Annotated in this window: 8 protein-coding genes; 7 read left to right on the forward strand and 1 reads right to left on the reverse strand. The window is 41.8% G+C overall.

Going from position 1 to position 15,122, the window contains the following annotated elements; translation table 11 throughout:
* The first annotated feature begins 8 nt into the window (after positions 1-8).
* The 5 genes from rplJ to F8N35_RS13380 all read left to right on the forward strand — a co-directional run bounded on the left by rplJ (position 9) and on the right by F8N35_RS13380 (position 10,300).
* Positions 9-530, forward strand: a complete 522-nt coding sequence (gene rplJ / locus F8N35_RS13360; RefSeq protein WP_293053957.1) for a 50S ribosomal protein L10 — start codon at positions 9-11, stop codon at positions 528-530.
* A 45-nt stretch (positions 531-575) separates the two neighbouring features.
* On the forward strand, positions 576-950 hold the full coding sequence (gene rplL / locus F8N35_RS13365; protein WP_068704403.1) for a 50S ribosomal protein L7/L12: 375 nt from the start codon (positions 576-578) through the stop codon (positions 948-950).
* A 280-nt stretch (positions 951-1,230) separates the two neighbouring features.
* Positions 1,231-5,043 (forward strand): DNA-directed RNA polymerase subunit beta, encoded by a 3,813-nt coding sequence (rpoB, locus tag F8N35_RS13370; protein WP_293053961.1) that lies wholly within the window; start codon positions 1,231-1,233, stop codon positions 5,041-5,043.
* 99 nt (positions 5,044-5,142) lie between these two features.
* Complete coding sequence (gene rpoC / locus F8N35_RS13375) at positions 5,143-9,417, forward strand: DNA-directed RNA polymerase subunit beta' (protein ID WP_293053964.1); 4,275 nt, start codon at positions 5,143-5,145, stop codon at positions 9,415-9,417.
* Positions 9,418-9,589: 172 nt separating this feature from the next.
* Entirely contained in the window at positions 9,590-10,300 is a 711-nt protein-coding gene (locus F8N35_RS13380) for an MBL fold metallo-hydrolase (protein WP_293053967.1), read from the forward strand.
* Positions 10,301-10,399: 99 nt separating this feature from the next.
* On the opposite strand, the gene F8N35_RS13385 is transcribed toward F8N35_RS13380, so the two are convergent.
* A complete protein-coding gene (locus F8N35_RS13385; RefSeq protein WP_293053970.1) occupies positions 10,400-12,559 on the reverse strand; it encodes an elongation factor G in 2,160 nt (719 codons plus the stop codon).
* Between the two features lie 436 nt (positions 12,560-12,995).
* On the opposite strand from F8N35_RS13385, the gene aroQ reads away from it, so the two are divergent.
* Together aroQ and pyk are read left to right on the forward strand one after the other, a co-directional pair.
* Complete coding sequence (gene aroQ, locus F8N35_RS13390; RefSeq protein ID WP_293053973.1) at positions 12,996-13,427, forward strand: type II 3-dehydroquinate dehydratase; 432 nt, start codon at positions 12,996-12,998, stop codon at positions 13,425-13,427.
* A gap of 173 nt (positions 13,428-13,600) precedes the next feature.
* A complete protein-coding gene (pyk, locus tag F8N35_RS13395) occupies positions 13,601-15,049 on the forward strand; it encodes a pyruvate kinase (RefSeq protein ID WP_293053976.1) in 1,449 nt (482 codons plus the stop codon).
* Positions 15,050-15,122 lie beyond the last annotated feature (73 nt).

A 15,122-nucleotide genomic window follows, 5' to 3' on the forward strand; every position in this document is an offset into this window, starting at 1 on the left:
TGTAGTGTATGAAAAAGGAAGATAAAAGTGTCATCATAGAGCAAATCAAAGAAACAATCGGATCATACAGCCATTTTTATGTAACAAACAGCGAAGGACTTAACGCTGAAGATACAAGTAAGCTCCGTAAGGCTTGTTTTAGCAAAGAGATCAAATTGATGGTCGTTAAAAACAAGTTACTTATCAAAGCTCTTGAATCGACAGGAACTGATTTCAGCCCGTTGTTTGATTCATTGAAAGGTTCATCTGCATTGTTGCTTTCTAACACTGGAAATGCACCTGCTAAATTGATCAAAGAATTTAGCAAAACTAATAAGCTGGAAAAACCTGCTTTGAAGGCAGCTTATGTAGAAGAAAGTTTCTATGTTGGAGCCGATCAGCTCGAAGCCTTGATTAACATCAAGAGCAAAAACGAACTTATCGCAGATGTTATTGCCTTGCTGCAATCGCCTGCTAAGAACGTGGTATCTGCACTCCAATCAGGAGGAAACACTCTTCACGGCGTATTACAAACGTTGTCAGAACGATAAAAAACAAAACAAAAAATCAATCCAAACTTTTAAAAATATCTCATCATGGCAGATTTGAAAGCATTTGCAGAACAATTGGTTAACTTGACCGTTAAAGAAGTAAACGAGTTGGCCGAAATTTTGAAAAACGAATACGGTATCGAACCCGCAGCTGCTGCTGTTGCTGTTGCTGCTCCTGCTGCAGGCGCTGCTGCTGCTGAAGAAGAAAAAACATCTTTTGATGTTATCTTGAAATCAGCTGGCGCAAACAAGTTGGCTATCGTTAAGCTTGTAAAAGAACTTACCGGCCTTGGTTTGAAAGAAGCAAAAGACTTAGTTGACGGTGCTCCTAGCGCAATCAAAGAAGGTGTTGCTAAAGACGAAGCAGAAGCTTTGAAAAAACAACTTACTGAAGGCGGAGCTGAAGTTGAGCTTAAATAACACACCCTGATTACAGGCATTTGGTTTAGAATCTCATGTTGATGAGATTCTAAACCTTTTTGCGTATAATGTTATTCATTTTGGTTTAATTAACTGGTTGCTTATAAAAAGCAATTTATTGAATATACATTTGTGCTATTAATTCAACAACTCGTTACGAAATTAGAACTTCAGTTTGTCTTTTAATCCTTCTTTTCCATCTTTATTTTTAGACTACAGTACTGAATTAATTTCTTAGCAGAGTATCGGCTAATTAAGTTCAATCAAACTTTCCTTCCCAATGATGTCCAATACAGCAAACCCAAGAATAAACTTCGCCTCAATCAAAAGTCCGTTAGATTATCCGGATTTTCTTGAGGTTCAACTAAAATCATTTCAGGACTTTTTCCAACTGGACGCTCCTCCCGAAAAAAGGAAGAATGAAGGCCTGTTTAACGTTTTTGCAGAAAACTTTCCTATTTCTGATACGCGAAACAACTTTGTCCTTGAGTTTTTAGACTACTTTGTAGATCCTCCGCGTTACTCTATTCCAGAATGTATTGAACGAGGCTTGACTCATAGCGTACCCTTAAAGGCTAAACTGAAGCTTTATTGTACGGATCCTGAACACGAAGATTTCGATACTGTTATTCAGGATGTATATTTGGGTACTATTCCCTACATGACAGAAAAAGGCACGTTTGTGATAAACGGTGCCGAACGTGTTGTTGTTTCGCAACTTCACCGTTCTCCGGGTGTGTTCTTCGGTCAAAGTGTGCATACCAACGGAACAAAATTATATTCAGCAAGAATTATTCCGTTTAGAGGTGCCTGGATTGAATTTGCAACGGACATCAATAACGTGATGTATGCTTACATCGATCGTAAAAAGAAATTACCTGTAACAACCCTGCTTCGTGCTATCGGCTACGAAAGTGATAGAGATATTCTTGAAATCTTTAATCTGGCAGAAGAAGTTAAGGTTAACAAAAGCAGCCTGAAAAAGGTTGTCGGACGCAAGCTTGCTGCTCGTGTTTTGAAATCATGGAATGAAGACTTCGTGGATGAAGATACCGGTGAAGTTGTTTCAATTGAACGTAACGAAGTGGTGATTGACCGTGAGGTTATTTTGGAAAACAGCCATATCGATGCGATCATTGATTCGGGTACCCAAACAATTCTTCTCCACAAAGAAGAACAAAACCAAAGCGATTTCAGTATTATCTACAATACACTGCAAAAAGACCCCAGTAACTCGGAACGTGATGCAGTTTTATATATTTATCGTCAGTTGCGTAGTGCAGAACCTGCCGATGATACTTCAGCACGTGAAGTTATCAATGGTTTGTTCTTCTCTGACAAGCGTTATGACCTTGGTGAGGTAGGTCGTTATCGTATCAACCGCAAACTGAATCTTACAACAGAAATGGATGTCAGAGTTCTGACTAAGGAAGACATCATTGAAATCATCAAGTACCTCATAGAACTGATCAACTCGAAAGCTGAAGTGGATGATATTGACCACTTGAGCAACCGTCGTGTGAGAACTGTTGGCGAGCAATTGTACAACCAGTTTGGAGTTGCTCTTGCCCGTATGGCTCGTACTATTCGTGAACGTATGAACGTGCGTGACAATGAAGTGTTTACTCCGACAGACTTGATTAATGCGAAGACAATTTCTTCGGTTATTAATACCTTCTTCGGAACAAATGCTTTGTCGCAATTCATGGACCAAACGAATCCTTTGGCTGAGATTACGCACAAACGTCGTTTGTCGGCTCTTGGTCCTGGTGGTCTTTCCCGTGAAAGAGCAGGGTTTGAGGTTCGAGACGTACACTATACTCACTATGGTCGTCTTTGTCCTATTGAAACACCTGAAGGTCCAAACATTGGTTTGATCTCTTCTCTTTGTGTGTATGCCAAAATTAACGATCTGGGCTTTATTGTTACTCCTTATCGTAAGGTTTCGGAAGGCAAGGTAGATATCTCAGAAACCGGTATTGTTTACCTTACAGCTGAAGAAGAAGACGGCAAGCTTATCGCTCAGGGAAATGCTCCGTTGAATGAAGACGGTAGCTTTGTTCGTTCTCGCGTTAAAGCCCGTCAGGATGCCGACTATCCTGTAATTGCTCCGAACGAAGTCCAGTTGATGGATGTATCTCCTACTCAGATCGCTTCTATTGCAGCTTCATTGATTCCGTTCCTCGAACACGATGATGCTAACCGTGCGTTAATGGGTTCGAACATGATGCGCCAGGCAGTACCATTGCTCCGTAGTGAGGCTCCTATCGTTGGAACAGGTATAGAAGGTCAGATGATTCAGGACTCTCGTACGCAAATCATGGCCGAAGAAGACGGTGTGGTTGAATTTGTAGATGCAAAACGTATCGTAATCCGATATGACCGTACTGAAGACGAAGAGTTTGTTAACTTCGATGATTCGGTTAAAGAATATATTATCCCGAAATTCCAGCGGACTAATCAGGAAACAACGATGGACCTTCGTCCTATCGTTGAAAAAGGTGCTCGCGTAACTAAAGGCCAGATCCTGACAGAAGGTTATTCAACTGAACAGGGAGAACTTGCTTTGGGACGTAACCTGAAAGTGGCGTTTATGCCTTGGAAAGGGTACAACTTTGAGGATGCTATCGTAATCAACGAACGTGTGGTACGCGATGACATCTTTACTTCAGTTCACGTTACCGAATATTCTCTTGAAGTTCGTGAAACAAAACGTGGTATGGAAGAGCTTACTTCTGATATACCAAACGTGAGCGAAGAAGCAACCCGTGATTTGGACGAAAACGGTATCATCCGTATAGGTGCTCATGTAGCTCCGGGTGATATTCTCATTGGTAAGATTACACCAAAGGGAGAATCTGATCCTTCTCCGGAAGAAAAATTGTTGCGTGCTATTTTTGGTGATAAGGCTGGTGATGTTAAGGATGCTTCTCTAAAAGCGTCTCCTTCTTTAAGAGGAGTTGTTATTGGAAGAAATCTCTTTGCAAAAGCAATGAAAACCAGAAAATCGAGTCTTGCTGACAAGGCCGTGCTTCCTAAATTAGAAGAAGAATTTGAAAAAGAAGCAGCAGCTTTGAAAGCGAAGTTGATTGAGAAACTGGTAACTCTTACACAAAATAAAACATCTCAGGGTGTGAAAGACTTTTTAGGTACCGATCTGATTCCGAAAGGAAGCAAGTTTACCCAGAAAGTAATGAACGATATTGATTATACTACAGTTCATGTAAGTCGCTGGACAACTGATACACATCGTAATGATATGATTCAGGCAGTGATTGTGAACTATTTGAAGAAATATAAGGAACTCGATGCTCAACTCAAACGTAAGAAATTTAATATTACGATCGGAGACGAGCTGCCTTCAGGTATCGTACAATTGGCTAAAGTTTATATCGCTAAGAAACGTAAGATTCGTGTTGGTGATAAAATGGCCGGTCGTCACGGTAACAAGGGTATTGTATCAAGAATCGTGCGTCAGGAAGATATGCCGTTCCTTGAAGATGGAACTCCTGTAGATATTGTATTGAACCCGCTGGGTGTGCCTTCTCGTATGAACTTGGGGCAGATTTTTGAAACTGTTCTTGGTTGGGCAGGAAAGAACCTTGGAGTGAAATTTGCTACTCCAATCTTCGATGGAGCTACCCTTGAAGACCTTAATGCATGGACTGATAAGGCTGGTGTACCTAACTACGGTAAGACATATCTGTATGACGGTGGAACCGGCGAGCGTTTCGACCAAACGGCTACAGTTGGTGTTATTTACATGCTGAAGCTGGGTCACATGGTTGAAGACAAGATGCACGCACGTTCTATTGGTCCGTACTCGTTGATTACCCAACAGCCTCTTGGTGGTAAAGCTCAATTTGGTGGTCAGCGTTTTGGGGAAATGGAAGTTTGGGCTCTGGAAGCATTTGGAGCCGCCCATATTCTGCAGGAAATTCTGACGGTTAAATCTGATGACGTTGTAGGTCGCGCACGTTCTTACGAAGCAATTGTGAAAGGAGAGCCGATGCCGACTCCGGGATTACCAGAATCTCTGAACGTATTGCTGCACGAATTGCAGGGTCTCGGATTGAGTGTACATCTGGAATAATTCCTTCTGTAGAACCATTCGGTAATAAATTACATTCTTCAAAAAACGAAAATTCTCTTGCCTCATGAAGAGGCAGGAGAACTTTAATAAAATAAAACTATGGCTTTTATCAGAGAAAATAAGATAAAGAGCAATTTTAGCAAAATAACGATTGGTTTAGCGTCGCCCGAAGAGATGCTTGAAATGTCTCACGGCGAAATTCTGAAACCAGAAACGATCAATTACCGTACATACAAACCGGAACGTGATGGTCTTTTTTGCGAACGTATCTTTGGACCGGTTCGCGATTATGAATGTCATTGCGGAAAATACAAACGTATTCGTTATAAGGGTATCGTCTGCGACCGTTGTGGCGTAGAAGTGACAGAAAAGAAAGTGCGTCGTGAAAGAATGGGACACATCAGTTTGGTGGTGCCTATCGCACATATCTGGTATTTCCGTTCGCTACCAAATAAAATCGGCTATCTGTTGGGTATGTCGACAAAGAAACTGGATTCTATCATTTATTATGAAAAATACGTGATTATCCAGCCGGGTATTCTCGAAGGAAGAGAAAACATCGTAAGAGGTGAATTGTTGTCAGAAGAAGAATATCTCGATTTGATTGACGAATTACCACGCGAAAATCAGCAACTTGACGATACAGATCCTAACAAGTTTCTTGCTAAAATGGGAGCTGATGCTATTTATGATATGCTTCAGACAATCGACCTTGACAGTCTTTCTTATGAACTGCGTCATATTGGTAGTACAACTTCTTCGCAGCAAAAGAAAACTGAAGCCCTGAAACGTCTTCAGGTGGTTGAAGCTTTCCGTGCTTCACGTTTACGCAATAAACCGGAATGGATGATTCTGAAAGTTCTTCCGGTTATTCCTCCCGAACTTCGTCCGTTGGTGCCTCTTGATGGTGGTCGTTTTGCAACTTCCGACCTGAATGATTTGTACCGTCGTGTGATTATTCGTAACAACCGTTTGAAACGTTTGATCGAAATTAAAGCACCGGAAGTGATTCTGCGTAATGAAAAACGTATGCTTCAGGAAGCTGTCGACTCATTGTTCGATAACTCACGTAAGGCAAGTGCTGTTAAGACAGATGCTAACCGTCCTTTGAAATCGTTGTCAGACAGTTTGAAAGGTAAACAAGGTCGTTTCCGTCAGAACTTACTTGGTAAACGTGTAGACTATTCTGCCCGTTCGGTTATCGTCGTTGGTCCTGAATTGAAAATGCACGAATGCGGTTTGCCAAAAGATATGGCAGCCGAACTCTATAAACCGTTTATTATCCGTAAATTGATTGAACGCGGTATTGTAAAAACGGTTAAATCAGCTAAGAAGATCATTGATCGTAAAGATCCTGTGGTTTGGGACATTTTGGAATATGTAATGAAAGGTCATCCGGTATTGCTTAACCGTGCTCCGACTCTTCACCGTTTGGGTATTCAGGCATTCCAGCCTAAGATGATCGAAGGAAAAGCTATTCAGCTCCACCCATTGGCTTGTACGGCGTTCAATGCTGACTTTGACGGTGACCAGATGGCTGTTCACCTTCCGTTAAGCAACGAAGCAGTTGTTGAAGCTCAAATGTTGATGCTTGCAGCTCACAATATTCTGAACCCGGCCAATGGTGCTCCTATCACTGTACCTTCTCAGGACATGGTACTCGGTTTGTACTATATTACAAAACCGCGTCCAGGAGCAAAAGGCGAAGGTATGATTTTCTATGGTGTTGAAGAAGTAGAAATAGCTTTGAATGAAGGCAGAGTTGCTCTTCACGCGAAGATCAAAGTACGCCACAATGACCTGAATGAAAACGGAGAACTGGAAGAAATGCTGATCGAAACAACTGTAGGTCGTGTTATCTTCAACAAATGTGTTCCTACTCAGATGGGTTTCATTAACGAATTGCTTTCAAAGAAATCGTTACGTGATATCATCGGTAACATTATCAAGGTGTGTGGTGTGGCTGTAACAGCTAAGTTCCTTGATGATATTAAGGATTTGGGTTACAAGATGGCGTTCAAGGGAGGTCTATCCTTTAACCTTGGAGACGTTATCATTCCGGCTGAAAAAGAGGCATTGGTACAGGAAGGTTATGACGAAGTAGAAGAAATCCTGAACAACTATAATATGGGTTTCATTACTTACAATGAACGTTACAACCAGATTATCGACACTTGGACACACGTTAACTCTAAATTGTCAAATATTTTGATGAAACAGCTCTCGAGCGACAACCAAGGGTTTAACTCTGTTTACATGATGTTGGACTCAGGAGCTCGTGGTTCTAAAGAACAGATTCGTCAGCTTTCAGGTATGCGTGGTTTGATGGCTAAGCCTCAGAAATCAGGTGCCGAAGGTGGTCAGATCATTGAAAACCCGATTTTAGCAAACTTTAAAGAGGGTCTGTCGGTGTTAGAGTATTTTATCTCTACCCACGGTGCTCGTAAAGGTTTGGCGGATACCGCTCTGAAAACGGCTGATGCGGGTTATTTGACCCGTCGTTTGGTTGACGTTTCACAAGATGTTATTATCAACGAAGAAGACTGTGGTACATTACGTGGTCTGACAGCTGTTGAACTTAAAAATAATGAAGAAGTAATCGCTTCTCTCTACGAACGTATTTTGGGTCGTGTATCTCTGCACGATATTCAGCATCCATTGACAGGAGATATCCTCGTTCGTTCAGGCGAAGAAATTACAGAAGATATTGCACAGGCTATTCAGGATTCTCCGATCGAACGCGTTGAAATCCGTTCGGTGTTGACTTGCGAATCTAAAAAGGGTGTTTGTGCAAAATGTTACGGCCGTAACCTGGCAACCGGTAAGATGGTTCACAAAGGTGAAGCTGTGGGTGTTATTGCGGCTCAGTCAATCGGTGAGCCGGGTACTCAGCTTACGTTGCGTACATTCCACGTGGGTGGTATCGCTTCGAATATTGCTGCAGAATCAAACATTACTTCTCGTTACGACGGTATTGTTGAGATTGAAGAACTCCGTAGCGTTGATGCAATCGACGAAAACGGTAATCCATATCAGGTAGTGGTTGGTCGTTTGACCGAAATGCGTGTGATCGATCCGCGTACCAAGATTGTTTTGACCAATCAGCACGTTCCTTATGGTGCGAAATTGTATACAAAACATGGCGATTTGGTTAAGAAAGGACAGTTGCTTTGTGAATGGGACCCGTTCAATGCCGTAATTATTTCGGAAATGGGTGGTAAACTCGAATTCCAGGATATTATCGAGAATACAACATTTAAGGTTGAATCGGATGAAGCTACCGGTTTGCGTGAAAAGATTATTATCGAATCGAAAGATAAAACGAAAATACCTACTGTTCACGTGGTAGATAAAGACGGAACTCCTTTGCGTAACTACAGCTTACCAGTGGGAGCCCACTTGGTGCTTGATGAAGGCGATATGATCAAGGCCGGTCAATTGTTGGTTAAGATCCCTCGCGCTGTTGGTAAAGCGGGTGATATTACCGGGGGTCTTCCCCGTGTTACGGAGTTGTTTGAAGCTCGTAACCCGTCAAACCCTGCTGTTGTTGCTGAAATCGATGGTGAAGTTTCGTTCGGTAAAATCAAACGTGGTAACCGTGAAATCATCGTTACCTCTAAGATGGGCGAGGTGAAGAAGTATCTTGTACCACTTTCAAAACAAATTCTTGTTCAGGAAAGTGACTACGTACGTGCAGGTACAGCTTTGTCCGATGGAGCAACTACTCCGTCAGATATTCTGGCAATCAAAGGGCCGACCGCTGTTCAGGAATATATTGTGAACGAAGTTCAGGACGTATACCGTTTACAGGGTGTGAAGATCAACGATAAGCACTTCGAAGTAATTGTGCGTCAGATGATGCGTAAGGTAGAAGTTCTTGATCAGGGTGATACCCGCTTCCTCGAACAACAAATGATCGATAAAAACGATTTTTTTGAAGAAAACGATCGTTTGTGGGGTAAAAAAGTGGTTGTAAACCCAGGTGATTCTCAAACATTGAAGGCCGGTCAGATTGTAACCGCACGCAAGTTGCGCGACGAAAACAGTTCTTTGAAACGTAAAGACTTACGTTTGGTTGAAGCCCGCGATGCTATCCCTGCAACTTCAAGTCAGGTACTTCAGGGTATTACTCGTGCCGCATTGCAAACCAGCAGCTTTATGTCGGCTGCTTCGTTCCAGGAAACCACAAAGGTATTGAATGAAGCTGCTATTAACGGTAAGATTGACAAGCTGGAAGGTTTGAAAGAAAACGTTATTTGCGGTCATTTGATTCCTGCCGGTACCGGTCAACGTGAATTTGATAAGATGATTGTTGGTTCTGTTGATGAAATGGAACGCATTACTGAAGCTCGCAAGGCTGTATTGCCCGAATAATTTTCTTAATTAATATAAGATGAAAGCCGTCTCGAAAGGGACGGCTTTCTTGCTTTTTGGTGAAGAACATGTATTTTTGTTAGCTAAAAGATTTTTTGTCGTGCAAACTGGAAAATGTATGATATTGCAATCAACGAAATAATAGAAACATATTCTTAAAGATCTATGATGTATGAAATTAACTTATGTCTTTCATAGTTGTTTTGTAATTGAATCAGATGACGTAACATTCATTTTTGATTTTTACAAAGATTCTGCTAATAATTGGCTGACGCAACATTTACATGACTTCAAAGGAAAGGTATATGTGTTTGCCTCTCATGCGCACCACGACCATTTCAACAAGGAGATACTGGGTTGGAGCTCTGTTAGGAACGACATTCAGTATGTTTTCTCTAAAGATATTCTCACCGAAAAGCAATGTTTGCCTTCAGATGGATTTTTCTTAGATAAAGGAGACGTTTATCAGGACGACCGAATATATGTGAAGGCTTACGGTTCAACCGACCAGGGTATTTCATTTTATGTCGAAGCTGGAGGAAAAAAGATCTTTCATGCAGGTGATTTGAACAATTGGCACTGGAAAGAAGAATCGACGCCGGAAGAAATATCTGAAGTGGAAACGTTTTACCAAAATGAATTGAGTATCCTTGCCGGAGAAGTGCCTGTTTTGGATGTGGCGATGTTTCCTCTTGATCCACGTCTCGGAGCTGATTTTGCCGATGGGGCTATCCTGTTTCTCCAACAGATTAAAACAGGATTGCTGGTGCCGATGCATTGCCAGGGAGAGCATGTTTTTATCAATAGCTTTGGTGCTAAGGTACAAAGCTATGGCAGCCGATATTTCTCCATAGAAAAGGAAGAGGATAATATCGAATTTTAGTGTATGCTTTTATAGAAAGTAACCTGATCTATTAAGTCAAAAAGCCGTCTCAAATACTGTTTGAGACGGCTTTCGTTTTATTGAGCCAAGAAAAATAGTCTATTCTTTTTCCTGATGAGTAGCTTCGTATTCTTTCAGTAGTTTGTCTTGTACATCCATTGGAACGAGTTCATAGCTGGCAAACTTCATGGTAAATGAAGCACGGCCACCGGTTAGTGAACTGAGCGTTGTGGAGTAGCTCGAAAGTTCTTTTAGAGGAACTTTTGCGGTGAGTTTTTCAAAGCCTTTTTCGCTGTGCATGCCCATGATAATTGCTCGGCGTCCCTGAAGGTCGCTCATTACGTCGCCAAGGCGGTCGGATGGGGCAAGTACTTCCACGTCATAAATCGGTTCCAGCAATTTAGGACTCGCCTGCTTGAACGCTGCGCTGAATGCATTACGGCCAGCCAAGCGGAATGATATTTCATTGGAGTCGACCGGGTGCATTTTGCCATCGTAAACAATCACCCGAACGTCGCGGGCATAAGAGCCTGTAAGCGGTCCTTGCTCTATTTTATCCAGAATTCCTTTAAGGATGGCAGGTAAGAAACGAGCATCGATGGCTCCACCGACAATACTGTTGATGAATACCAGCTTGCCACCCCAGTCAAGAGGAATTTCCTGCTTGTCGCGTACGCTGATTTTGAATTCCTGTCCGTTGAATTTGTAGAGGTCAGGAGTTGGCATGCCTTCAAAATAAGGTTCGATGATAAGGTGAACTTCTCCAAACTGCCCGGCTCCACCCGATTGTTTTTTATGGCGGTAATCGGCACGTGCTGATTTTGTGATTGTTTCGCGGTATGGAATCTTCGGTTCAATATAATCGATCATTACCTTGTCGTTGTTTTCAATCCTCCATTTAAGTGTGCGAAGATGAAATTCACCCTGCCCATACACGATTGTCTGCTTCAGTTCTTTTGACATCTCAATAATCCATGTCGGATCTTCTTCATGCATACGGGTGAGAATTTCGCTGAGCTTTTCAGAATCGGCTTCGTTCTTGGCTTTGATGGCCCGACGGAATTTTGGATCAGGGTAGGAGATAGATGGAAATTCGTATTCACAACCCTTTGCATTAAGGGTATTGCCCGTGCGTGTCTCTTTTAGCTTGACCGTAGCTCCTATATCGCCGGCTACCAATTCTTCAACTTTGTCGCGAAGAGAACCTGCGACGGAAAAGATTTGATTGATGCGTTCTTTTGTGCCCCGGGAAATATTTACAAGGTCATCTCCTTCATGTACTTTGCCGGACATTACCTTGAAATAAGAAACTTCACCGATATGTGGTTCTATGCTTGTTTTGAACACAAAAAGGCTGGTCGGCTTTGTAGCATCGGGAGCAACTTCCGTGCCGTCTTTCGTAACTGGTTTGGGAAGATCCTGTACGTAAGGAACCACGTTGCCGAGGAATTCCATGAGCCGGCGAACGCCCATGTCACGTCCCGAACAAACGCAGAAAACAGGGAACATGTCACGGTGAATAAGTCCTTTGCGAATTCCGAATCTCATTTCGTCTTCGGTCAAAGAACCTTGTTCAAAATATTTTTCCATCAGCTCTTCATCGTGCTCAGCGGCCGATTCAACAAGCTTGTTGTGCAGATCATCTGCTTTATCTTTATATTCGTCAGGAATTTCTAATTCTTCAGGAGCACCACCTTCAGGTTTCCAGCGGTACATCTTCATTTTCAATACATCGATAACCGCATTGAAGCCGGCACCGGTATTCAGAGGAAATTGAATCTGAACAACTTTTCCTCCGTATAGTTCTTTTAGTTGTTCAAGAAGTTGATCAAAATCCGCTTTTTCATGGTCTAACTGATTGGCAACAAAAATAACGGGTTTTGAAAATCGTTCGGTGTAACGAAGATGGTTTTGTGTTCCAACTTCCACACCATAAGGAGTATTAAGAAGAATAATAGCAGTGTCGGTCACATTCAGCGACGTGATAACTCCGCCGATAAAGTCGTCGGATCCCGGGCAGTCAATAATATTGAGCTTTTTCCCGTTCCATTCGACGTGTGTTACAGTTGAAAATACGGAATAACCGTACTCGTGTTCTACCGGAAAATAGTCGGAGACAGTGTTTTGTCCCTCAACCGTGCCGCGACGTTTTATAATACCACTCTCATAGAGCATCGCTTCTATAAGAGTGGTTTTCCCGGATCCCGAACTTCCCAGAAGTGAGATGTTCTTAATTTCATTTGATTGATAAACTTTCATAACTGTATAGGTTTAAGTTTTACAATTAGTTATCAAGCAAAAATAGTCTTTTGAGGACTTAATTTTGCATATGCCAATATAGCGAGATTTGATTAAAAACTCCCTGTGAACCACATGTTTAACAACATTGTTTTTGGACATATGGTTGGCGATTTGTCTCGGGAAGAAGAGACCTTTTATTGAGAATTGCATACATTTAATCGATATAATGTCCATCAAAGAAAAAAGTACCGGAACCATTTTGTTTATGGGCAAAATGATTAATCCGGTCGCAGAATAATTGTAATCTTTCTACATCATAGCAGGAAGGAAAAGGGAGTCTCTTTTGTTCACGGGCAGAATTAATACAATTGTAATGAAAAGTAGATGTTGATGCCCGAAAACTGAAAAATTATTGCTATTTTTGTGGAAAATTCGAGCATATCGTTACTTTTTTATGAACATTCTCATTATCAATGGTCCAAACCTTAACCTGCTGGGCAAAAGAGAACCGGAAATCTACGGAACATTGACTTTCGATGACGTTTTTTCTAGTCTTAAAGCCCGCTTTCCTGAACATAACTTCCACTATGTTCAATCCAACCACGAAGGCACGATAATTGATACACTTCACGAGCATGGATTTACGATTGACGGTATTGTGCTGAATGCAGGAGCTTATACGCATACTTCCATTGCTATAGCCGATGCAATTCGTTCAATCACGTCACCCGTGGTTGAAGTGCATATTTCTAATGTTTTTCAGCGTGAAGAGTTTCGCCACCATTCTACTATCTCAGGGGTTTGCATGGGTACCATTGTAGGGTTTGGTTTTGATTCTTACCGTTTGGCTATTGAAGCATTGATAGAACGGGCAATCAAGAAATAACTCTTTCATAAAGAATGCATATTTTTTTTATGAATTTGAGCATTGGCGTGCCTTTTACCTGACTTCTTAACTTATTTACGCAAGCAAATCCTGGCGTTTCGTATTATCTTTGAAAGAAATATGGCCTCGTTTGGGTTTGGATCTGATATTTAAAGACATCAACATTTACTCTTATGATAAAATACACTAAAATTGTAGCCACGCTTTCCGATAAGCAATGTGATCCTGCGTTTCTTCGCGAGTTATTCAATGCCGGAATGAATGTGGTTCGCCTTAATACGGCGCATCTTGATGAGGCCGGCTTAAATAAAATTGTAACCAATGTGCGCAAAGTTTCTAAATACATTGGTGTTCTGGTAGATACCAAAGGGCCGGAAGTCCGCACAACTATAACACCGGAAAATATTGACATCGAAACAGGAGATCGTATTAAGGTAGTGGGTAATCCACAACAGCAAACTACAAAAGAATGTATTTCAGTTTCTTATCCATATTTCGTTCGTGATTTGAATATTGGTGACGATATTTTGATTGATGACGGTGAAATTGATTTAAAAGTAATTGAGAAGACAGAAGAATATCTTGTTTGTGAGGCAACAAATGCAGGTGTTTTGGGAAGTCGCAAAAGCGTGAACGTTCCGGGTGTTCGTATCAACCTGCCATCCTTGACTGACCGTGACCGCGAATTTATTCAATATGCTATCAAACACGATATCGATTTTATCGCTCACTCGTTTGTTCGCAACAAGCAGGATATTTTGGATATTCAAAAGATTCTGGATGAACACAAAAGCCCGATCAAGATCATTGCCAAGATAGAAAACCAGGAAGGCGTTGACAATATCGACGAAATCCTGCAATATGCTTACGGTGTAATGGTGGCACGTGGTGACCTGGGTATTGAAGTGGCTCAGGAAAAAATCCCGGCTATACAGCGTCGTTTGATTCGTAAGTGTGTGATGGCTAAAAAGCCTGTGATTGTGGCAACACAAATGCTCCACACGATGATCAAAAACCCGCGTCCTACCCGAGCAGAAGTGACCGACGTGGCAAATGCAATTTACTCTCGTACGGATGCTGTGATGTTAAGTGGAGAAACAGCCTACGGTAAATATCCTGTTGAGGCAGTTCAGACGATGGCACGTATTGCTCAGGAAGCCGAACAAGCCAAAATGGTAGAAAACGAAATTCCTATCTCTTACTCCAAAGATGAGTTTGATGTAACTTCGTTTCTGGCTCACCGTGCTGCCGAAGCATCTTCAGAACTTGGAGTAAAAGCTATTATTACAGATACATATACCGGTCGTACGGCTCGATTCCTTGCTGCATACAGAGGAACCAGTCCTGTGATTGCTATTTGCTATGACAAACGCCCAATGCGTCAGTTGATGTTGTCATACGGTATTATTCCTATGTATCAGGCTCTGAAAGAAGATCGTAGAGAATACTTCTTTGCTGCATTGCGTCTTTTGTTGCGTAAAGGTTTACTCAAGCAAAACGATTTGGTAGCTTACCTGAGTGGTAGTTCCGGATTGGGTGGCGGTACATCGTTCCTGGAAATTAATCATGTAGGAACAATTCTTGCAAACGATAACGAATATATTCTCCCAACATTCCGATAAAATTTGCCAGAACTTTAAACTTTATCGGGTTTTAAGGGTCTCAGTATTGATGAATGAATAATCATTTATCATC

Origin of the sequence: Paludibacter sp. (assembly GCF_009712605.1) — a bacterium.
Classification (GTDB): Bacteria; Bacteroidota; Bacteroidia; order Bacteroidales; family Paludibacteraceae; genus Microbacter.

Bases quoted from the DNA above. Each gene is read 5' to 3' on its own strand.
- rplJ (WP_293053957.1), top strand. From the start codon at position 9: ATGAAAAAGGAAGATAAAAGTGTCATCATAGAGCAAATCAAAGAAACA.
- rplL (WP_068704403.1), top strand. From the start codon at position 576: ATGGCAGATTTGAAAGCATTTGCAGAACAATTGGTTAACTTGACCGTT.
- rpoB (WP_293053961.1), top strand. From the start codon at position 1,231: ATGATGTCCAATACAGCAAACCCAAGAATAAACTTCGCCTCAATCAAA.
- rpoC (WP_293053964.1), top strand. From the start codon at position 5,143: ATGGCTTTTATCAGAGAAAATAAGATAAAGAGCAATTTTAGCAAAATA.
- F8N35_RS13380 (WP_293053967.1), top strand. From the start codon at position 9,590: ATGAAATTAACTTATGTCTTTCATAGTTGTTTTGTAATTGAATCAGAT.
- F8N35_RS13385 (WP_293053970.1), bottom strand. From the start codon at position 12,559: ATGAAAGTTTATCAATCAAATGAAATTAAGAACATCTCACTTCTGGGA.
- aroQ (WP_293053973.1), top strand. From the start codon at position 12,996: ATGAACATTCTCATTATCAATGGTCCAAACCTTAACCTGCTGGGCAAA.
- pyk (WP_293053976.1), top strand. From the start codon at position 13,601: ATGATAAAATACACTAAAATTGTAGCCACGCTTTCCGATAAGCAATGT.